Consider the following 20,552-nt stretch of genomic DNA (forward strand, 5'->3'; position numbering starts at 1 on the left):
TTAATGAATATTTGTACATAGTTGTACTAGGTACATAGAATCACATATTAAAGTTGTAAAGGATTGATGCACATGGACAGGTCCGTTTTTAGGATCTCGGTAGGAATTGCAGTGGTTTTCGTCCTGATAGGGGTGTTGATACCCGATCAATTGGGATCTGCAATGGAAGTAGCAAAAGGATTCGTACTTGAGAAATTCGGCTGGTTTTATCAGCTGGTCGCCACCTTTTTCCTCATATTTGCCGCATTTATGATCTTCAGTAAGTATGGAAAAATCAAATTAGGAAAACAAGATTCAAAACCGGAATTCAGCAGACCAACCTGGTTCGCGATGTTATTTTCGGCCGGAATGGGAATCGGTTTGTTATTTTACGGTGTCTCTGAACCAATCTCTCATTTTTCCTCGCCACCTGCAGGAGAAGGCGGGACGGCACAATCGGGAATTATGGGAATGCGATATACCTGGCTTCATTGGGGACTGCATGCCTGGGCGATTTATGCCATCGTCGCATTGGCACTGGCCTATCAGAAGTTTAACAGGGGAGCTCCCGGATTGATGAGTGCAACTCTTCATCCTGTAATTGGTGAAAAGGTGAAAGGCCCAATCGGTAAGACAATTGATGTTGTCGCCGTGTTTGCGACATTATTCGGCGTTGCGGCATCATTAGGATTGGGATCTCAACAGATCAATGCTGGACTGGAATATCTGATTGGAATTCCAAACAACTTTTTCGTCCAGTTCATGATCATGATGATCATCACAGTACTTTTCATTGTTTCAGCAACTACAGGCATTTCGAAAGGGATCAAGTTATTAAGTAATATCAATATGTCGTTAGCTGTCATATTATTTATTGCCATGCTCATACTTGGGCCAACGTTATTCTTGATGAATATGTTTACCACCACCATGGGAAGTTATTTGCAAAATGTCGTTCAAATGGGCTTGCGCTTGTCTCCTTTCAATGCAGATGAAGCAGCTTGGACCCAAGGCTGGACTGTGTTTTATTGGGCTTGGTGGATTTCCTGGACTCCGTTTGTGGGGATGTTTATTGCACGTGTGTCCAAAGGACGTACCATCCGTGAGTTCACGGTCGCGGTCTTACTTGTGCCCTCGCTTGTCTGTGCCTTATGGTTCACAGTATTCGGCGGAACAGCAATCAACCTCGAGATGGTGAAGGGCTTGGATGTTTCAGGACAAAGTCTGGAAACGGCTCTATTCTTTGTTTATCAAAACCTTCCGCTCGGCGCGGTTCTATCGGTGTTGACTGTGGCACTTATCACCACTTTCTTCGTCACATCAGCAGACTCCGCAACCTTTGTACTTGGAATGCTCACAACAGGCGGGAAATTGAATCCTCCTAACGGTGTGAAAGTGGTATGGGGATTGATCCTGGTCGCAGCCACACTTGTTCTGATGGCCTCCGGCGGCCTGGCCGGACTGCAGACAGCGATCATCGTTAGTGCACTTCCGCTTACATTCGTCGTACTGGTCATGTGTTATGGTTTGGTCAAGCAGCTTGGGAAAGAATATGACGTCCAAATGAATCAATGGAAAACGGATAAAAAGGATAAAACAAATCAAAAGGTAGGCTAAGGAAATGGCCTGTCCCGGAAAAGGGGCAGGTCTTTTGTGTTATCAAGGAATGTTGCACTTCACCTTAATACCAACTTTCAGCAAAAACCACTTCAGATTGAAGGTTTTTCTATACGACACTGTAGCACAGTTCATTAAGATAACACCCAATGTACAGAAGTTTTTTTGATATCTCATTCCATTACTATAAATGTCCTGTTTACCCTTCTCTCCTAGGTGTATAAATACGTGAGGTAAATATCGAGACAAACAATATAAAAATTGAACCTCCGATTACCCAACTCCCATTACCTTTTCTTCCTTTTTGGTATTCTTCTATACCGATTATAAAGGTGAATATCCCCAGCCCTAGATTAGTAAAAGGAAGTAACTCAATATTTCTTGTAAGTAAAATCATTCAGACAACAAAAATGTTACGATCCCAATAAAGAATTTCGATGTTAATCAAACAATCTTCCTCTCAAGTGATGTTTGGTTCTTGTGCTTCCGAAGCTAGAGAATCGAAAGGTACCTAACACCATTATTTTAGGTTTATGTTGCTCCACCTTTAATCCCCTCCAGGATTCTGCATTTATTATCTGAACCAAAATCTATAATTAAAATGCAATAATCCACTTTCCTAGAATGTATCCTAATGAAAGGCATAAAAAGCCGAAAGTAACAAAAAAACTATATTTTAATAATAGGTGTTTCTTTATAATATCTTTCATCTATATTCTCCTAAGTCACTAACGAGAATATTCTACTAACCTGCCATTTAACTTAATACCAATTATTTCAAATCCGACCGGTATACTCAAGAAAAATATTCATAATAAAAGAGCTTACCTTATTATGGGGTAGCGTCAGGAAAATGCGGAGTTACAACGATAAGGAAATTCCAAATTAAAAAGCCCAACTTCTCTACAAATCTAAATAGAGAAATTGAGCTTTTCAGTTACTTCATTTATTTATTGAATTCATTAATTGGAAGAAGTATTGGGGTTTATGAGTCTTATTTAGGTTATACCATGAATGTAATGCATCTGGTGTAAATACATCTATTTTTTTCAGTACCTCCATTGCAAATTCCAGAGGAGCTATTCCCGATGCAGTAACTAAATTCGCATGGGATACCGCAGCTCCTGACTCATAGAACGTTTCTCCTTTATAGTTGGGACATACCATTTTAGTATATTCTAAGTTATTACTTGTATGCTTTCTAGTATCTAAGTATCCCATATTCGCGAGGGCATCAACTGCACCACAGATTGCAGCAACAATCGTGCCAATTTTTAAAGCCTGGCCAATTCTTTCCAAGATCGGTTGATGAATTTCTTCACTCCAAGTAGTCCATCCTGGTAAGATTAAAAGATCTTTACTCTCAAAAGTGCATTCATCAAGGGAAATATCTGGTTTAATGCCCAGTCCTCCCATAGTAGTAATCATTTCTTTAGTAGCTCCTACTGTCATTACTTTTATAGGCGCTAAATCTTTTTTAAAATATCTTCCTGAGTTTAGTTCAGCAATTAAATATCCATATTCCCAGTCCGACATTGTATTAAATACATATAGAAAAGCTTTTTTTGTTTGCATCCGATAACACTCCAATCACAATTGATATAGCTATTATAAAATAACTTCCCTGACAGTTAACGTCAGGGAAGTTATCATACTTGGTGAAATTTTATTAAATCCGACAGAACTTCAATAAGTCTTTTCTTAAGACTTATTGGCTCAATCACTTTAATAGATTTATTGTACGGTAAAAGTAAATAAGGTACATATGTATGTATCATATCTTTTTCAAGAAGAAAAACTGCTTGATTTGAAGTCCGTTCTTGTAAATAATGTCCTAAAAACCAATGTTGGCAAATATCATCCAGTGCACTTTTATCCCCATTAAGAACCAAAGAAATAATCCCTTCCTTATCTTCTATAGTTGGAAGAAGGTTTTTTATAAAATAGTCACTTGCTGAAAAATCTTCTGGCCTGTTAAACTTATTTTCGGTTAGCATTAGACTTTCCATTCGATCTACTCTAAAACTACGAATATCATTTCTAAGATGACAAAATCCAATCACATACCACTTATTATTCCAGTAGATAATTCTGAACGGATCGACCAATCTATCATTTAATTGCTTTTCGCCACTTTTATGATAATGAATTTTTACTGAGTACCCGTCAGCTATGGCCTGCTCCAACTCCTTCAGAAAAGGTTCCATAGATAGTGAATTTAATCGACTTATTACTTCAAGACTAGTTACATGTTGGTTTATCTTTGTTTCCTGCTCTTGATTTGAGTATTTACTTAGTTTAGATATGGCCCTATTCAGTGCTTCACCCCCATAATATCCAGCTTCTTCTGCAAAAACAGCAGCGTGAAATAGTGAAGTTTGCTCTTCAAAATCAAAAAAAAGAGGAGCCTCAATAAAATTGTTCAATAAAGTGTATCCACCGTTATGTCCTGGTTCTGAAATGATGGGTACGCCACTTGTAGAAATTGTATCAATATAACGATACACAGTCCTAATATTCATCTCTAACTTTTCTGAAATTTGTTTTGCAGTAATTTTTTCACCTGAACGAAGCATCCATAGAATGGCTAACATATTGTCAATTTTAGGCATATAATTCCACCTCTATATCCCTCTCTATATAATTAATAACCATCTTAAAATACCAATTATTTCAAATATCATGATTCTGAGCAATCTTCTTATTCTTTAAATGGCCCCTGTCATGAAGAAAGACGCTTTCCATACTTCAGAAAGCGCCGGTTTGCTTAAGATCGTATACACATGAAGAACTTATTTAATCGGAATCCATATCTCTGAGTATAAATCCGGACTATTTGGATCTTCATCCGTATATAATTCAAATTCTGGTGTACCCGCATGCTCATACCCAGTGGAAGGGAACCATTCGGAGAAAATTCGTTTCCACGCATTTTGCATTGCAGCAGGCATTGGTCCATTCACTTCAAACACCGCCCACTTGGAAGCAGGGATTTCTAGGCTGAGCATCCCTTCTGGAACCTTCCCGGCGTACGAGGTGGCCACCCAATAATCAAACACATTCGCCTTTTTTTGCTCTTCACTGATTCCTCCACAAACCCCTAATACTCCTTTTACTACCCCGTCATTCAGTTGAAACAGCCTATCGCTTATTCCGTTTTGATTGACCTCTGCCCAGAGTTCCGGAATGCCCACTACGTTTTCTTCCTCTGCAACACAAGAGAATTCTCGTTTAATCCCAACGATTTGAAACGCATTCTTCTCGACTACATTATACTTCATTGGTTCTGCCCCTTTCAAAGTGACCTGGATGATCAGGCGGTTATAAGATTGCAGTTTCCCCTTATTCTTTCGCGCTTCACTTGGAGTAACCCCGTTCTGTCTGCGGAAAGCCTTGGAGAAAGCCTCTGGAGTGTCATAGCCATATTTATAGGCAAGGTCAATAATCTTCGCATCTGTTGTCAGCAAATCTTCTCCTGCCAATGTTAACCGCCGCCTTCTTAAATAGTCACCAACCGTCATTTCTGTCAAAACGGAAAACGTCCGCTGGAAATGAAAAGGTGACACATTGGCTTGTTCAGCAATACTGTCTATCGTGATATCTTCCAATATATTTTGTTCCATGTATTCGATTGCCTTCTGTATCGACTCCACCCATGCCATGGCCTTCAACTCCTTATTCTCATCTTAGCAACCCTTTAAAAATCGATCCTGTCAATTAATGCTTTGTTGTGGCAGGTTCGGGAAGAGCGGGGACGGTTCTAATGCTTCGAAGCAAGAGAACCGTCCCCGTGCTTCAAATGTTCTCTGAAAACTTGTTATAAGAATATGGAATAGGTAGGCTCATCAAATGTCAAAATATTGTCTTCTGAAAATCCAACCTTTAAATAAAATTTTCTCCCAACTTCATTTTCTGGATGAACAGTTAAACGTATACGGTAACAGGCAGGATGGTTTTGTTCGATCTGTCTCATCAATTCTCGAAATGCTTTTAAACCTAATCCGTTTCGTTGAAATCTTTTATCTATAAAAAAATGAAAAATCCAGTAATTGTCAGTACTATTTGGCGTATAGTGCAAATTGAAAAATCCCACCATCTTTTTTTTATGATAAATCCCATATGGTTCAATCTTTTTTCCGCCTGGTCTTACATATGCTTTAGCAAGTGCGATAGCAACTGGAGGATTAACTGAAGCAACAAACTTCTGTTGCTCTGCGTGCACGGATAATTCAAGCACTTCTCTCCAATTGTCAGAAGTTATTAATGTTAATTCTACATTTGACACCCTATTCTCACCTCAATACTTAATTAATTACTATCATAAATACCAGTTGTATTCTTAGTTAATAACCCTATAAAAATCACAACTAAATCGTTAATAAAAAATAAAACTGCATATAGACTAGAAATGACACCCGTTGCAAATCCATAGGGGTCGAATGGGCTTATCGAAATGGCTGTTAGTTTTTCACAAAAAAGATTAATTCTACAATCGCGCCCGATAGTTTAATGTATTCGTGTAAGGCTTGCTTGAAATTATAATTCGATTATTAAAGAAAATAACCTTCTTCAATTAGTAGGTTGTATTCCTTCAATTAAAATCAACATTTGTCTATTACGATAGTCTACACGTTACTTTTAAGCTTGTCATATTAATATATAAAATAGCTTGAAAGGAGATGTATAAGTAATGGGTGATAGAGATAACTGTCAATGCGAATGCAACGATGCTCTCAGAGAAAAGTTAGAAGATCACAAAGGAGAATTAATTGTTATATATGAAAGAAACGGAAGTATCGTATTTGGTAATTTAGAAAAAGTAGGAGATGTTGTAAAATTTGATAATGCTATTAAAATAACTTCTTTTGGTAGCTGTGTTTCAACTGCACAAGCATCAAAAGTTTTCGTTTCTCTCTGCGAAATTACAGAATTTTTAGCAGGCAATATAGTTCTATCGATTAATTGTGATGTAGATGCGATTAATTCAATGTTGGCAAAAGCTATGAAACCTGATAGTTCACTATCAAGCAGTTAAACAGTTAGTTACTGCCGTTCCAACATATACCATATACACAGTAGTGAACATTATCACGTATTACTCGGCAGAAAAAGAAAAGCCAATCCCTTAGGAAGCATGGGGACGGTTCTAATGCTTCCGAAGCAAGAGAACAGTCCCTATGCTTCCCTTCAATATTTTCAAGTTTTAAAATGTCATTAAAGTCAATTCAATGAGTACTAAAGTGTTATTTTTATTATAAATTCTCCTCTCATTTAGTATTGTCCAAGATTGGCAATATTACTTATTTGTTATAATTTGTTGAAGTATAGTTTCTAAAGAACGTTCTGTAGATATTGAATCGACAGAATCGATCGTTTTTTTAAATTTAGATTCAATTAAAATTAACTCAAATGACTTAAAACTGATAAATCTATAAATATTAGACATGACTTCTCCTGTTAATTACGTACCAATTTATAAGAGACCAATACATCTTGCTATATTGCCCCATTACTTACTTGAAACCAAGATATTCATTCAAATATTATGTCTCTTCCTGCTCATTTTAGAATAAACTTCTTGGAAACTAAGTCCCCAATATTGGTATTCTTTCAACCTTTGTTTTCTGGAAGCATCGGGGACGGTTCTTCTGCTTCCAAAGCTTGAGAACCATCCCCGTGTTCCAAACTTAACCCCGTCATACCTCACTCATACTTATGCCATCTAAAATCCTCTTGTCTGAACATATTTGTACCCTTCGGATAACCCAAGTAGTAGAGCTTCTTTCCATTTTCATCAAAGGCCGTAGCGTTAAGTTTGTCTACTTGCTCACTAAACGGAAACAAAAAAGTAATACGCTCACCTTTACTCACTTCTCTGCGCTCGATATGAGGCTCCACCCCCGCTAGGATATAAGCCACATTTTCATCATTAGAAAGGACGCTCAAATAAGTAAGGGCGTTTTTTTCCGTGGTAACGCTCATGCCTCCAACAAGTTGGAGGGGGTCTGAGGTAAATGGAGTATATGTAGAATAATTACTTCTATAAAGCAACCCTGACTTTTCGGTCAAAACTGTCCTGTACTCCTCTTTCACATCGCTTTTGAATAACAGAACCTTGGCCTCCCCGATTCCATTTTGATCCACATATTCAAAGTCATCTGTCAGGGAAGAGTTGCTCAGGGCTGCACTTTCAGGCGTGAACCGATAATTACTCAACAAAAACATGAACACGGCTATCCCAATAGATACTAAAATCAATACTACTCTTCTCATTCCGGTACTCCCTTTCCATCCTCACTAAACTCTCTTAAAATTATTTTTATTAATCGTGGACGGTCCTCACTCTACTTTTCCCCATGCATATCGCTCCCTTGCGCCTGTAAGGCGGGATACCCTCCACAATCTCCAGTGACCCTTAAAGATTCACAATCAATCATTCATACCCTTCAATCAAATCCCCATTTTCATCATGATATTTGTAGTTCCGATAATCATATCCACCATCTGTTGATTCAGGTAAGTTAACCCTGGTTACGCTTGGTTCGTAAGGAGGGAACGTTTGCTCAACTGTTACCCCATTAAAATTTACCGTCATTTTCGCAACTTCATTTTGATCATTCGCCACGAACATGATTTTTTCTATGGCCCTGCCAGGTAAAAACATCGCCAGTGCCTCGTTTTGATTGGATTCAATATTTTTCCACACACAGTATATTCATTATATTTACATTTTACCTAATTATTTCAAATTACATTTGACTGTACAACCACTTATTTCATTAACTGGCCAGATACAAGAAGAAAGAGCCCCATACCCACTAAGGGTCGAAGCTCTGAAATGTGCAAAAATATTTGCAATAGCAACTATCCTGCTCAATCATGGAATAAGGGTACAGCTGAAGATCGGCTGCCCGACCTTCAGCTAATCCCCCTTAGTGAATAGCCTTAGCAATGATGATAGATTATGATGTCAATGCATCAACTTTGTACCCGTCGCCTTTGACTATAATGTGTAAATCATCTATAACATTGCTCTTCATCTTAATGTTCGGATTTAGTAAAATAGTTCCATTCTGAGACAGTTTATTTACTTTTGACCTTGAAATGCCAAGAATCTCTGCGATAAGTTTATCTATTCTAAGACCAAAATTATATTTACAGCACAGTCTAATCGTAACTTCGTTAGTTCGTGAATCGAGCTTTTCTTTTCTTAACTCGTATCGTATCTCTGTAATTACATCATTACATAGTTTTCTTAATTTGTTGATTTGAAAAGCATAGTACCAAATGGTCTCTTTATCATTATTCATAAACTTTTGAATGAGCTTTGAGTCAATTTTATTAATATTTACTCTGGATAAAATAGGGTAATTCCAAGTTCCCTCACAATGTGTACAGTTATAAATAAGCCAAATATCAACTATTTTTTGATTCGCATTTACCCTGAACTTCTCACTACAATAAAATTCTGTGTTCTTTTTACATTTACTACAATTTCGTTTTATATAAGGTGTTTCCTGAGCAATGATCTCATACTTGAATAAATTATTTAAACTCATACACCAGTTCCTCCTATTTATTCAGAGGAACGCAAAAATGGTTGAATGGAGAAAGATTTTCCCATTAAAAAACGAAATACCATATAGGTATCCCGCCGGAATTAGAACAACTGATTATCCTGCGTTCCCTGTAATGGTTAAAAATAGGCACACTTCTCCTCTCGTTGAACAAAGATGTTCAAAAAAAAAGAAATGTACTATTTAGTTGCTTAACCATTACAAGTATGTTGGCAAAACCAATTCCACCTTCCAAATTTCTCCTGTATAAATAGTATACCATTGTTTTACCAATATTAAAAAACCTAATTTTTCAGCCTCCTTGTGATTATTAAATATTGAAAGTTAGAATTTGAAGTAATATTAAAGTTTTGAATATTACTCTCTTACCCTTAAATTCTATTGGGATAAATCTAATTCATAATGATAAAAATAATCATCTCTTTTGTATCCATTTTTTTCATATAGTCTTTGAGCAGAATGATTATCTGGTGCTGTACTGAGACTAAGGCTTTTAGCACCTGTTTCAATTGCGTATTCTTTTGCTTTATGTAAGAGCAATTCTCCTACTCCTTGTTTTCTTGCCTTTTTATCAACATATAAATCATTTAATATCCAGGCTCTTTTCAGAGATATAGATGAAAATGCAGGATAAAGTTGAGTAAAACCGACATAGTTTTGTTTATCTTTAACGACAAATAAAACGGATTCCTTATTTTCTATACGTTCTTTTATGTAAGTTTTAGCACTTTCTAAATCGGATTCTTGTTGATAAAATATCCGATACAAATTAAATAAATTTGACACTCCTTCTAGGTCTTCAATTGTAGCTTGAAATATTTCCATAATACCCCCACCTCAAAAACAATTTATTTCTATTGATAATTCATCTTAATATTACCACTTTTCTTTATACTTTGTGCATGATAGGGGTCTGTCCCCCGACACAGGCCATGAACCTATGGAAATCGTCGAAGAAGTTGGTCCAGGTGTGAGTAATTTCCTTAATATCATTCACTGTTGCTTTTCTGATTTTCACTTTCACACCTCATATTATTTTATTTCTATAAGATTTCTGTAATTACCTATAATTTACTGTTCTCAATTTTAGTCTAAAGAAAAAAGAGTTGCCGATCCCTATTGGATCTTCAACTCACAATCTTCCCCGTTATGGAACAATGAACGAGTTAAAACATAGCCTTCTCATTTTAACTTTCTATTTGGAAATAAGATATTTTTCTCTGAAGATTGGACTAAGTTCACTCCATACATCAAATTTATTACCATCTAAATCATAAAATACAAAATTTCTTCCAGAATGCCCTCTGTCCTCAATCTCTCCAACTCTAATTTCACATTGCTTAAAGTCCTTATGTATTGCTTTTAAGTCATTTAATCCATTTACTTCGAATGTTAACGAGAAATGCTCATTACCGTAAATATCAATAAAATTGGAGCTTTAATTTTCATTAGAATTCACAAGAAAAATACTTTGATTGGCAAAGTTTAAAATAGCTTTGTCTGGATCTTTGTAGCTTAACTCTGCTCCTAGTTTATTTACATACCAATCAGAAGAAAGGTCTACATTAATCACTGGTATATACGTTGTGCCTATCCTTAATAATTTATCACCCATTTTTTATCCCCTCCCAAATTCCAAAATATTCTAAATTTAATTATTCAACAAAAAATCCTTACTTCCTGCATTAAAGTAAAGATTTTATACTGATTTATGCAACTGTTAATGAACTAAACTGCCCCTTTACTTGAATAAAGGGCGGCTGCTTGTTCAGCAAACGCCCCCGTTTCGTATTATAAGGTTAACCAGAATGTTAGATTTTTCTGGTTGACCATTTTTTATATGGTCTTATTATAACAGTAGCCAGGGTAGAACGTCCGCCCCCGTGGGACTTAGATCCCGTCCGTTAAACCGTTCACCCCCTACTGGTAGAAACATGTTTGAGGCTGGTTGGGACAAAGATCTCGTATAACAAGCGAAGCTATGATACTACTAGGAGGATTAGGGGTTACTGGCAAGATGAATATGAGGAGGAGATGGAGAATGAATCCAGTCGTTGGTCTGGATGTATCGAAAGGAGAAAGTGAGGTTCAGGCCTTTTTAGATAAAGGAAAACCTTACGGGAAAAGTTTTAGTATCAAGCATAATCTGGAAGGGCTAAGCTCACTACTTGAGTTTCTGGAAAGTGTGAAAGATAAAACAGGTATTCAACCTTCGGTTGTCCTAGAAGCAACTGGCCATTACCATGCACCTGTGGTTCAGTTTCTGGAGCAGCATAACTATTTATTAATCATCGTAAACCCGTTGATCTCTCATCGAGCTAAAAGTTCTAGTTTACGAAAAGTTAAAACGGATGCCATCGATGCTTATCGTCTCTGTGAGCTTTATTACAAAGAGGATTTAGAACCCTATGAAAGACGCGGCATTCAGCTTTTGAACCTACGTAACCTCACAAGACAGCATGAGAATATTACTGGGATATATGTTCAAACCAAGCTCCAATTCCAAGCAGTGTTGGATCAAATCTTCACTGAGTATAGAGGTGTGTTTGGAGATTTATATTCCGTTGTGTCCTTGCTTCTTTTAAAGGAATTTCCCGCCTCAGAAGATATTCTGGCTGTGAGTGAAGATGTGTTGGCTGAGAAAATCAAGGAATTCTGTAAGAGTCGCTCTAAGAGATGGGCAGAAGAAAAAGCTCGGGATCTAAAGCAAGCTGCAGCACGGAATCCATTTAAAAAGACGCTTTATCAGAGTCATTTACTGAGTCTAAGTATGTATATTGATATGCTTCTTCAATACAAAGAGCATCTATCCAGAATGGAGTCAGAGATAGACACTCTCGCAAAAGAAGTTGAAGAATATAAGATTATCCAATCTATCCCTGGTATCGGAGAAAAGATCGCCGCCACGATCATTTCTGAAATAGGAGAGATAGACCGGTTTAATCACCCGAAAAAGCTTGTAGCATTCGCTGGGGTTGATCCAGAAGTATTTGAATCAGGTAAGTTTAAAGCTACTCTTGTTCGCATTACAAAACGTGGTTCTAGCAGATTAAGGCACGCCTTATATTTGGCCGTTCGCTCTGGTATTCGTGACTGTCGCAAACAAAAAACAACAGATGAAATCATCCCTAGAAACAAGAGATTGAGAGCTTTTTATGATAAGAAGCGTGAGGAAGGAAAACTTTATAAAGTAGCCGTCATTGCTTGTGTAAATAAGCTCTTACATTGGATCTATGCCATATTAAAAAACAGAACCACTTTCCAAGATATAGCCTAATTAAGATTTCCAGCTAAATAAGACAAAACCTTCCAAACATATGTCTGTGGAAGGTTATTTGGCATGCCTATTTTCAGTATAACATGAGTTATTTTAAGTTTTTATTGAAAAATGTTGACAAACTATTAGCTGGTTTAATTAAAAATACACAGTTAACGGCTGAATGTAATACTTATCTGACATTTTGTATTTCACTTCTTATCCTTATTGCCCAATAGTGAAGTTGAGATAGCACTAAAAATATCACCAATAATAAGTGATTATTTCTTACGTTTTCGTTCTAAAAATATAGGTGCATTATTTAGTAAGATAGATACAATTGTCAAAAACCAAAATGCCCTTGCCATACCTGGTATTACATCCATTAAAGCCGACCAATCTTCCACTTTTACCCACCGAGTTAGATTACTGTAATTTGCACAATTTGTTAAAGCTGTAAATGATAATGCCATCGCCATAGCAAGCTTATAATCCTTTCCTGCTGCATACAAAGAAAGGTTTATAACAGTTACTACTATTGCAATAACCCCTAATATTACCCACATAAATATCCCCTCCATATAATTTATTTTATTAGAAGATGGTGTTATCCCCTCATCTGGAATTTCATCATTTTTAGAAAGGTATTGATAATCGACTATGTTTATTGCATTAACCTGCCCTTAGTGAAATATCAATTAACATTTCCCCTATTATTCAGACCGTTTTAAATATTTTGGGGAGGTCACTTCCCGTATAAAGATTATTGCATCATAGTGGTCTTGTGGATAAATAACCATTGGGGAAAGACCCGAAAATCCAGATTCCAATAACCTCCATCTTCTTTTGAACCACATTTTTCTCTCGGTGATTTGATTTTGTACATTCAATGGAAGAAATAAGTCTGTTTCTGATGTCTCATAAAGTAATGACTCTAAATGATAATGATCTTTTTTCATAATATTTATCTCTAATTCGACCCGTAATTGTGTTGCAAATTCCCCACTCCCAGCATAAAGACCAATCGCATAAAAGTCTTTAGGGTACTTCTTTTGCAACCAATACCCAACCGACCTAATTCCTAATAATTTTGCAGTGAGGGGTCGTCTTTTTCGTATATGAAAATTATGGGACCATACAATTATCTTCTCTTTAATATAATAGTGATTCATTAGCCATTCTAAATTTTGAAACATATTAAACCCTCTTTGAATCCCAGAGGATAGGTATCCTCTTAAATTCACCTGTAACCATTGCAACCTATTTTGCATCCCCCGTTGGATTAATAGAAACATCCTTTGTATTTCGGGATTCGAGTAGTTTTTTCGTTTAATATCTATTAATTTTAATACTCCTTCATATTCTTGAATGGCAGATTTCATTCTCTTTTTTATAGGTTTTGTTATCTTTACCAACATTTCAGAGTCTAATTCAAAATATTGTTCCTCAACTCTTCTCATAGATTCATATAACTCATAATCCGTATGATTTTTTATCCAATCTAACATATGTTCAGATATTAAAGGATAAGTAGGCTGGGGATCCATTCCACTAAGTTTTATAGACTGAGCCCATTTCTCAGAAAACAGTGGTTTCATTTCTTCATTATGGTAAATATCTAATAAGCTACTTTGGATTTGTTTCTCAGGGGAGTCGTCGCTTAAAAATTGTTTGCACAGAGTTGCTTCCAAAAGTCCGCTTTCAAGTACGACAACGTTAAATCCGTGATATTGATGTAAATAACGGATTAAGTCAGTTTTAGTTGTGAAATAGTCCGCTATTCCGTGTGAATTTTCACCAAGAAGAATAATTCGCTTATCTTGTATAAAGCGGTCAATAAATGAAAATCCATTATTTGTTTTTATTTCAGAAGCAGTTCTTTTAATTTGTTCTTTCCAACGATTTCTTGTAATTTCTCTGACAAAATTCATAATTTCCTTCCTCATTTTAAAATCACCAAAGTTATCTCCCTAATTATTTATAAATGATTTAAATTTTGGCAACATTTGATAAACTAACCTGCTCCGTTAGTTTAAGCGAAACAATTCACAATATAACAATTATTCATACTAAAATCATACCTAAAAAAAAACAGATTACGGTCCTGATTTCTAAAAAGTCATTTCATTCGTTGCTGTGCAGTTTGTGTCAAAAGTGTCTTCTATCCCGCAGGTCTCTTATTCAACAATCCTGCTCCTTTACTGGAACAAAGGGCGGTTGCTTGTTCAGCAAACGCCCCTGCTAGTTGAATACTTGTTTATTTCGCTTCAACAATAAAGCTTGTATACGGTTCATCATCAACAAATATATCAATCTTCCAAAGACCTTCTTTATCAAGTGAGAATTTTGCTCCGCTTTGCTTATTATCAATCTCCCATTCATAAAGTTCCACAATATCGTCTGAATTTTGATGAGTCGCAGTCATCTTATATCTTTTACCATTAAAATCTTCTGTACTCTCCAAGAAATAGACGTTGTACTGTCTTCCTTTATTTACTGGAAATTCTGGTTCATCGCTTTCACCGTTCACTTTGTGAATCCCGAACTTTCCTTCTGTTCCGTGTAAGGTCATATTATCATAAGTAAATGTAGGGCTTAACCTCCAGTTTGTACTATCATTGTCTGCACATCCTGTAAATAATATTCCAGTCAAAATCAGTAACCAGATTATATTCCTCAATGACATCTCTCCCCCATCACTTTAATATTTTAAAAAGTGTATTAGCTTTTGGGTTTACTCAACAATCCTGCCCAATTGAAGAAGGGCAATAGACGGATCGAGACTTGCTGACCTTCAGTTATTGCCCCTGTTTCTTGAATAAAGGCAAAGCTGAAGATTATCAATACAATCTTCAGCTTTGGCTGTTCAGTCATTTTAAAGAATAGGCATCATTGTCTTCTAAGAACCTCAGTCCATCTAATGTTATTTTGGCATTATCGTACCATACTGATTGTACTTTATTACCTTGACCACCTTTTGTAACTGAGATCCCTTTAGCAAGTCCTTCGTCAAGAATAAGTTCTGCTATATCTCCCCATTCTTCTTTATCTATGTCAAAATCACTTTGTACAATTTTCTCTCTTTGGTCCAACTTCATTAGAATACTATAAATGCATTTTAACTTTTTCATCTCTAAACTTTCCCCTCTTATACTAATCCTAATAAAAAGCTCGTTACAGCCTCTCCCCACTTTGGATTATTTATGACGTTAGTTGATAACCTTAATAAACCTTTTGATCCTATATCATAAATACTTGAAGCAAGACTTTGAAGATTATTTTCTGAAGGATTTGTTTTCTCCAATTCATCTTGAATCTCATTAGTTGTTTCCTTTACTTCAATTACTTGAGATTGATCAATGACACCCTGTTCTATAGCTTTCTTTACAAGTTCGTCGGATAACTCTCCTACCTTCAAAGTTTGTGTAATATTTTCTCCCAGAGCGACGTTTCCGTGATCAGCAGATATACTTCCATAATTTATAACCTGTAAAGATCCAGACTCTATATGATCTTTGCCTTCGACTTCATCTTCTATCAAATCATTTAACTTATCCATCAAGTTATCTAAACATGGAAAAAGAATCTGTTCATTCCATAGTCTAATATTTTCATTAAGCTTTTTTGCGACAAATATATTTAAAGCATAGGTTTCTATAGTAAATTCACCCTCTGAGGCACGTTTCATAACTTGTAAGACGTAAGCAATCTGCAAATCTTTTTCTTCTGGTAATTGCAGTTCAAACCAACCACCTGACGAATTTTCGATGCTTTCAAAGTCAATATCCATAAACAAATATGGACCTACGATCGAATTTATTACTTTATTCTGTTTGATTAAACCTATAAGTTCCTTTACACGTGTAGAGTACACTTTATGTCCAGCATACTGAAGAGAGTGAATTGTCTTTTCGAAATCTCTAATCGCCCTCTTAATCTCTTTTTGACTAAATTCCATCAACCTCACACCTTCCATTATTTTCTAACCTAATAATACCACATAGTTCAACCGTTATATAATTTAAAAAAAGCCCTTAATAGATACATTTATCTCGAAGTCAAGTCTTCAACAATCCTGCCCAATAATTGAAGAAGGGCAATAGCCGAATCAATTAGCTGAACTTCGGTTATTGCCCCCAATGATTTAATAACAATTTTTAATCATATGTTTTCTTTCTTCAGTATATTTTACTTCATATGCCCCTGTATCTTCGCTGTAATAACTACATTCTTGCTGTACTTTCCCTGTCTCTCTCCATTGTACATACACATATTCTTCTTTAGGTTCATCTTTAAAAACAACATAAGCAATTGTACCTTTAATTCTATTCGTGTTAAATTTCATATTATATTCTGCTTCAATAGATAAGACATCTTCTTCTGTATAATCATTCAGCACCAAGTGTTCTTTTACTTGATTTTCCATTGAATAATCCCTTATAAAGTTTCCGTGTACCGCATCATAAATAAATATTGGGACACCAACAACAACAACAACTAAACAAATTACCAGGATAATTATTAACTTTTTATTCTTCTTCAAAATATAACCTCCCTCAGCTGATGACATAGTGTGATTTTACACTAAAGGGGTATATTGTCAATTGTTTGTCTAGTAGGCTTATTCAACCAACCTGCCCGATAATTGAATACTTAAAAGCTGAAGACCAACTGACCGAATTCTAGTTTTACCGAGTTATTTGACCAAAAGGCCACAAGAAGCATAAATGACACAGCTTCGTTGACTACGCAGCAACTAGATCTATTGTTACTTATATTTCTTGGTATACCTCAGATCCCGTTTGTTTAAGTCCGTACTTTCAAAATATCTAATCCAAAAATTTTTTTTATTTGGGTACTTCCATTTGAAGTTACTTTAATAGCACGCGTATTAGGCAAACGTGTTATCCATTGTTGTTCCAGCATCTTCACTAGTAAAGCGTTACCCAAAGCCCCTGCAATATGATGTTGCCTTTCACTCCAATCTAAACAACAACGGGCATAGGCTCTACGTTTCTTTTTTTGTTCATCTATATTTATTCCAAAACTTTGAAAAAAATGGTGGCCCTCTTGTGTTACTTCAAAATTAAGACCTTCCTTTTTAATAATATTTTGTTGGATTAAAGAATTGGTGATCTGCACACCCATATAGCCAGCCAAATGATCGTAACAAGTTCTCGCATAATGTATAGCACTTTTTTCTCTTGAATCTCTTAATGAATTTACAGGTGGTTCCGGTGATATGTTTAACATTGATTCTATAACCGTTGCTACATCACTGCTTATCAACCTATAATAACGGTGTCTCCCATGCTTTTCTACACTGATAAGATTTGCTTCTAGCATTTTATGTAGGTGAAAACTTGCTGTTTGAGGTTTTACTTTTGCAATATAAGCAAGTTCACTTACCGGATGGATAGTTCCATCCATAAGACTAAGCAGAATTGAGGATCTTGTTTGGTCGGATAATAGTGCAGCAATTTTTGAAATATTGGGATTCAAAATTTTCCCTCCTTACATTCATATTTCGATGATAGTGGAAATTTAAAGCACTTACAATATATATGTAATTGAATTTAGAGGAGGAATTAGACTTGAATATCGAAAAACAGGATACTACTATTTTCAAAGAGATCAAACCAAAAATTATGTATTATGGGACACCAACCCTTCTTCTCAACACTTTAAATGAAGACGGTACTACTAACATTAGTCCGATGTCCTCATCTTGGGCTTTAGGTGACTGTATTGTTCTTGGCATAGGACTTGGAGGTAAGGCAATAGAAAATTTAAAAAGGCATAGTGAATGCGTCATAAATTTACCCTGTCCAAATTTGTGGGAAAATGTTGAAAAAATCTCTTCTTATACTGGAACAAAAATTATTCCACCATTTAAGAAAGAGATTGGATTTACTTATAAAAAAGATAAATACGAATCATCAGAGTTAACACCTTTAAGTTCAAAAACAGTTTTACCTACACGTATTAAAGAGTGTCCTATTCAAATTGAGGCAGTAGTTAAACATATTCGAACCCCTGAATATAATCCTTTGTTTGCCATTGTTGAGACACAAGTACTGCATTTTCATGCAGAAGAAAGTATTGTACTAAATGAAAATTACATTAATCCATCAAAATGGAGTCCCTTAATTTATAATTTTCGGCACTACTTTGGATTAGGAAAAGAGGTAGGGAGAACGTTCCGTTCAGAAACTTAATAAATTTACCATCTAGATAGTTGAGGGTGTTGTGAATGACAGATTAAGTATTCTCTGTCATTCGCATTTTTTTTGACTTATGCTTTGTATATCTTTCTTTAACTTTAATTCTAAGTTTTTCCTTATCTTCAAAATCAAAAGTAAATATCCTTCTTACACAATCCTGTTTCATTTGTTAAGCGCAACAATTAATAATATTTAAACTTTTCACATTAAAAACATGACAACTAATCACCGTTTTTTTCAAATTATACCAATCATCATTGTTGCGCAGTAAGGGACTATTCTGCAATAAAGAGTTGTTCCATTAAATGGCCCAATACAAGAAGAAAGAGCCTCAAACCCACTGAGGGTCGAAGCTCTGAATTTCAAAAATACTTACAATAGAAGTCCTGACGCAGTTTTCCACTAAGTTGAGCATAGATTTTTGTCGTCTCACTTTTCTCATGTCCCAAAAGGCTTTGGATCACTTCCAGAGGTGCGCCGTTATTAATTAAATGAGTTGCATAACTATGTCTTAACTGATGAGGGTGAATGCTCTTTTTTATACCTGCTCGCTTAGAAACCCGTTTTATAATGTATCGAATCATATCAATACTCATCCGATGTTTGGGTTTTCTCTCTGTAACGAATAGGCAATCCTCTTGATCGTCCCGTTCATCCAAGTACCGTTTCAACCAGAGGGAGCAGCGAGTATTAAAATACACTTCCCTCTCTTTGTCACCTTTTCCATGAACAATTACAGAGTTGGCTGAGAAGTTGATGTCTTCCCGGTTAAGTTTAACAATTTCCCCTATCCGGCAGCCTGTCGAATAAAAAAATTCAAACAAGGCATTTTCCAAGGAGCTTTCGCAAGATTCCCTTAGATGTTCAATTTCCAGCTCCGTAAGAAACTTAGGGATTCTTTTTCCTATCTTTGGTTCCTTTAACTTAGCAGCTGGATTATTCGGAAGATGTCCCTCATCATGAATCCACTTAAAAAGGGATCTGATGCATCGGACACGATGCCCCATGCTCGCCGGCTTTAAATGGTCTCCTGAATTGATTAGGTAACTTTTCAAAGCGTCGGTTGTAAAGTTATTAATACTAATATCACCAAAGTGTTTTAACAGAAGAGTATATTGAAAACAATAAGCTTTCAACGTTAATGGAGAATACCCTTCAATCTTCTTATCTAGCTGATATTTCACCCAGGCTTCGGAAAGTTTCATTATTCATCATCTCCTACAAGGCTGGCAACCAAGTAAACTTTGGTTCTAGTATGCCCATTCAGAAGATGGTTTATACAAAGCTATTAAATAAGTGATCCTTTTTGTAGGAACACCTTAATGGCCACTGATCTTACATTAGCGGCCCCGATTGTTGAATAAGACTTTATAGATTCTTTTCTAAACAGTAGTGTGGTTTCCCTTCGAAAATTATTTCTTTAAATTTATTAAAACCAAGCCTGGTCCAAAACAAAATTCCTTTCTCATTCTCCTTATGGACTGCCAATCGTAATTTTTTCTTTCCTTCTTTTCTAATAAGGTCTTCTAATTGTTGAAATACCCCCAGTGAATTTCCTCCCCCTTGAAATTGCTTATGAATTACAAATAAACTAATCCAAGGAGTATTATCAGAGGGATTATTTATACAATAATCGACTAATCCTATGTAATTATTCCCCTGCTTGATTAACAATCGAGTAGTATTTAACTTTTTGGATTCTTCATACTCAGATAGGATATCATCGTAGTTAATAGTGCTTTTATTTTTAGACATCTGATTATAGGAAGAGTTTGAATTCATAATTTCTAATTCAATCTTCCATTTATTTATTTCGTTAGTTTCAAAAGTAATCACTTTAAACACCCTTACCTTCTTCAATCTTAACCAATGCTACGCGATACTCACTCAACAGGGCGG

22 protein-coding genes and 1 pseudogene are annotated in these 20,552 nt (G+C 35.8%); 4 read left to right on the forward strand and 19 right to left on the reverse strand.

Annotated elements, in window-relative coordinates:
- Positions 1-66: 66 nt before the first annotated feature.
- Positions 67-1,596, forward strand: coding sequence for a BCCT family transporter (locus HWX64_RS11225; protein WP_175989740.1), 1,530 nt, complete (start codon positions 67-69; stop codon positions 1,594-1,596).
- Positions 1,597-1,795: 199 nt separating this feature from the next.
- On the opposite strand, the gene HWX64_RS22200 is transcribed toward HWX64_RS11225, so the two are convergent.
- From HWX64_RS22200 to HWX64_RS11250, 5 genes are all read right to left on the reverse strand, one after another.
- On the reverse strand, positions 1,796-1,993 hold the full coding sequence (locus HWX64_RS22200; protein ID WP_175989515.1) for a YczI family protein: 198 nt from the start codon (positions 1,991-1,993) through the stop codon (positions 1,796-1,798).
- Between the two features lie 545 nt (positions 1,994-2,538).
- Entirely contained in the window at positions 2,539-3,171 is a 633-nt protein-coding gene (locus HWX64_RS11235) for a type 1 glutamine amidotransferase family protein (protein ID WP_175989516.1), read from the reverse strand.
- Positions 3,172-3,245: 74 nt separating this feature from the next.
- Positions 3,246-4,208 (reverse strand): YafY family protein, encoded by a 963-nt coding sequence (locus HWX64_RS11240; protein WP_175989517.1) that lies wholly within the window; start codon positions 4,206-4,208, stop codon positions 3,246-3,248.
- A 180-nt stretch (positions 4,209-4,388) separates the two neighbouring features.
- Entirely contained in the window at positions 4,389-5,258 is an 870-nt protein-coding gene (locus HWX64_RS11245; protein ID WP_175989518.1) for an AraC family transcriptional regulator, read from the reverse strand.
- A 155-nt stretch (positions 5,259-5,413) separates the two neighbouring features.
- Positions 5,414-5,881, reverse strand: a complete 468-nt coding sequence (locus HWX64_RS11250) for a GNAT family N-acetyltransferase (RefSeq protein ID WP_175989519.1) — start codon at positions 5,879-5,881, stop codon at positions 5,414-5,416.
- A 405-nt stretch (positions 5,882-6,286) separates the two neighbouring features.
- Here HWX64_RS11250 and HWX64_RS11255 point away from each other — a divergent pair, with 405 nt between their 5' ends.
- The gene (locus HWX64_RS11255; protein ID WP_175989520.1) at positions 6,287-6,631 is read left to right on the forward strand and encodes a hypothetical protein; all 345 of its coding nucleotides are present in this window, start codon (positions 6,287-6,289) and stop codon (positions 6,629-6,631) included.
- A 668-nt stretch (positions 6,632-7,299) separates the two neighbouring features.
- On the opposite strand, the gene HWX64_RS11260 is transcribed toward HWX64_RS11255, so the two are convergent.
- From HWX64_RS11260 to HWX64_RS11280, 5 genes and pseudogenes are all read right to left on the reverse strand, one after another.
- Positions 7,300-7,869 (reverse strand): hypothetical protein, encoded by a 570-nt coding sequence (locus HWX64_RS11260; RefSeq protein WP_175989521.1) that lies wholly within the window; start codon positions 7,867-7,869, stop codon positions 7,300-7,302.
- A gap of 160 nt (positions 7,870-8,029) precedes the next feature.
- The gene (locus tag HWX64_RS11265) at positions 8,030-8,302 is read right to left on the reverse strand and encodes a hypothetical protein (protein WP_175989522.1); all 273 of its coding nucleotides are present in this window, start codon (positions 8,300-8,302) and stop codon (positions 8,030-8,032) included.
- A gap of 256 nt (positions 8,303-8,558) precedes the next feature.
- Positions 8,559-9,155 (reverse strand): DUF1062 domain-containing protein, encoded by a 597-nt coding sequence (locus HWX64_RS11270; RefSeq protein ID WP_175989523.1) that lies wholly within the window; start codon positions 9,153-9,155, stop codon positions 8,559-8,561.
- Between the two features lie 396 nt (positions 9,156-9,551).
- Positions 9,552-9,998, reverse strand: a complete 447-nt coding sequence (locus HWX64_RS11275; RefSeq protein WP_175989524.1) for an N-acetyltransferase — start codon at positions 9,996-9,998, stop codon at positions 9,552-9,554.
- Between the two features lie 370 nt (positions 9,999-10,368).
- Positions 10,369-10,788 (reverse strand): annotated as a pseudogene (locus HWX64_RS11280) (VOC family protein).
- 426 nt (positions 10,789-11,214) lie between these two features.
- Between HWX64_RS11280 and HWX64_RS11285 the strand changes: the two are divergent.
- Positions 11,215-12,450 (forward strand): IS110 family transposase, encoded by a 1,236-nt coding sequence (locus HWX64_RS11285; RefSeq protein ID WP_175989525.1) that lies wholly within the window; start codon positions 11,215-11,217, stop codon positions 12,448-12,450.
- Positions 12,451-12,710: 260 nt separating this feature from the next.
- On the opposite strand, the gene HWX64_RS11290 is transcribed toward HWX64_RS11285, so the two are convergent.
- From HWX64_RS11290 to HWX64_RS11320, 7 genes are all read right to left on the reverse strand, one after another.
- The gene (locus HWX64_RS11290; RefSeq protein WP_175989526.1) at positions 12,711-12,995 is read right to left on the reverse strand and encodes a hypothetical protein; all 285 of its coding nucleotides are present in this window, start codon (positions 12,993-12,995) and stop codon (positions 12,711-12,713) included.
- A gap of 147 nt (positions 12,996-13,142) precedes the next feature.
- Positions 13,143-14,360, reverse strand: coding sequence for an erythromycin esterase family protein (locus HWX64_RS11295; protein ID WP_175989527.1), 1,218 nt, complete (start codon positions 14,358-14,360; stop codon positions 13,143-13,145).
- Between the two features lie 326 nt (positions 14,361-14,686).
- On the reverse strand, positions 14,687-15,109 hold the full coding sequence (locus tag HWX64_RS11300) for a hypothetical protein (protein WP_175989528.1): 423 nt from the start codon (positions 15,107-15,109) through the stop codon (positions 14,687-14,689).
- A gap of 190 nt (positions 15,110-15,299) precedes the next feature.
- The gene (locus HWX64_RS11305; RefSeq protein WP_175989529.1) at positions 15,300-15,560 is read right to left on the reverse strand and encodes a YjcQ family protein; all 261 of its coding nucleotides are present in this window, start codon (positions 15,558-15,560) and stop codon (positions 15,300-15,302) included.
- A 17-nt stretch (positions 15,561-15,577) separates the two neighbouring features.
- Positions 15,578-16,387 carry a hypothetical protein gene (locus HWX64_RS11310; protein WP_175989530.1) on the reverse strand — a complete coding sequence of 270 codons (810 nt, stop codon included), beginning with the start codon at positions 16,385-16,387 and terminating at the stop codon, positions 15,578-15,580.
- Positions 16,388-16,573: 186 nt separating this feature from the next.
- Positions 16,574-16,972 carry a DUF3139 domain-containing protein gene (locus HWX64_RS11315; protein ID WP_175989531.1) on the reverse strand — a complete coding sequence of 133 codons (399 nt, stop codon included), beginning with the start codon at positions 16,970-16,972 and terminating at the stop codon, positions 16,574-16,576.
- 263 nt (positions 16,973-17,235) lie between these two features.
- Positions 17,236-17,931, reverse strand: a complete 696-nt coding sequence (locus HWX64_RS11320) for a helix-turn-helix transcriptional regulator (RefSeq protein ID WP_175989532.1) — start codon at positions 17,929-17,931, stop codon at positions 17,236-17,238.
- 92 nt (positions 17,932-18,023) lie between these two features.
- Between HWX64_RS11320 and HWX64_RS11325 the strand changes: the two genes are divergently transcribed.
- The gene (locus HWX64_RS11325; RefSeq protein WP_175989533.1) at positions 18,024-18,647 is read left to right on the forward strand and encodes a flavin reductase family protein; all 624 of its coding nucleotides are present in this window, start codon (positions 18,024-18,026) and stop codon (positions 18,645-18,647) included.
- Positions 18,648-19,015: 368 nt separating this feature from the next.
- Here HWX64_RS11325 and HWX64_RS11330 read toward each other — a convergent pair whose 3' ends face one another.
- Both HWX64_RS11330 and HWX64_RS11335 read right to left on the reverse strand, forming a co-directional pair.
- Positions 19,016-19,858, reverse strand: coding sequence for a tyrosine-type recombinase/integrase (locus HWX64_RS11330; protein ID WP_034756500.1), 843 nt, complete (start codon positions 19,856-19,858; stop codon positions 19,016-19,018).
- 163 nt (positions 19,859-20,021) lie between these two features.
- Positions 20,022-20,498, reverse strand: coding sequence for an N-acetyltransferase (locus HWX64_RS11335; RefSeq protein ID WP_175989534.1), 477 nt, complete (start codon positions 20,496-20,498; stop codon positions 20,022-20,024).
- Between the last annotated feature and the right edge of the window lie 54 nt (positions 20,499-20,552).

It is taken from the genome of Bacillus sp. Marseille-Q1617, from assembly GCF_903645295.1.
In the GTDB taxonomy this organism is placed as follows: Bacteria; Bacillota; Bacilli; order Bacillales; family Bacillaceae_B; genus Rossellomorea.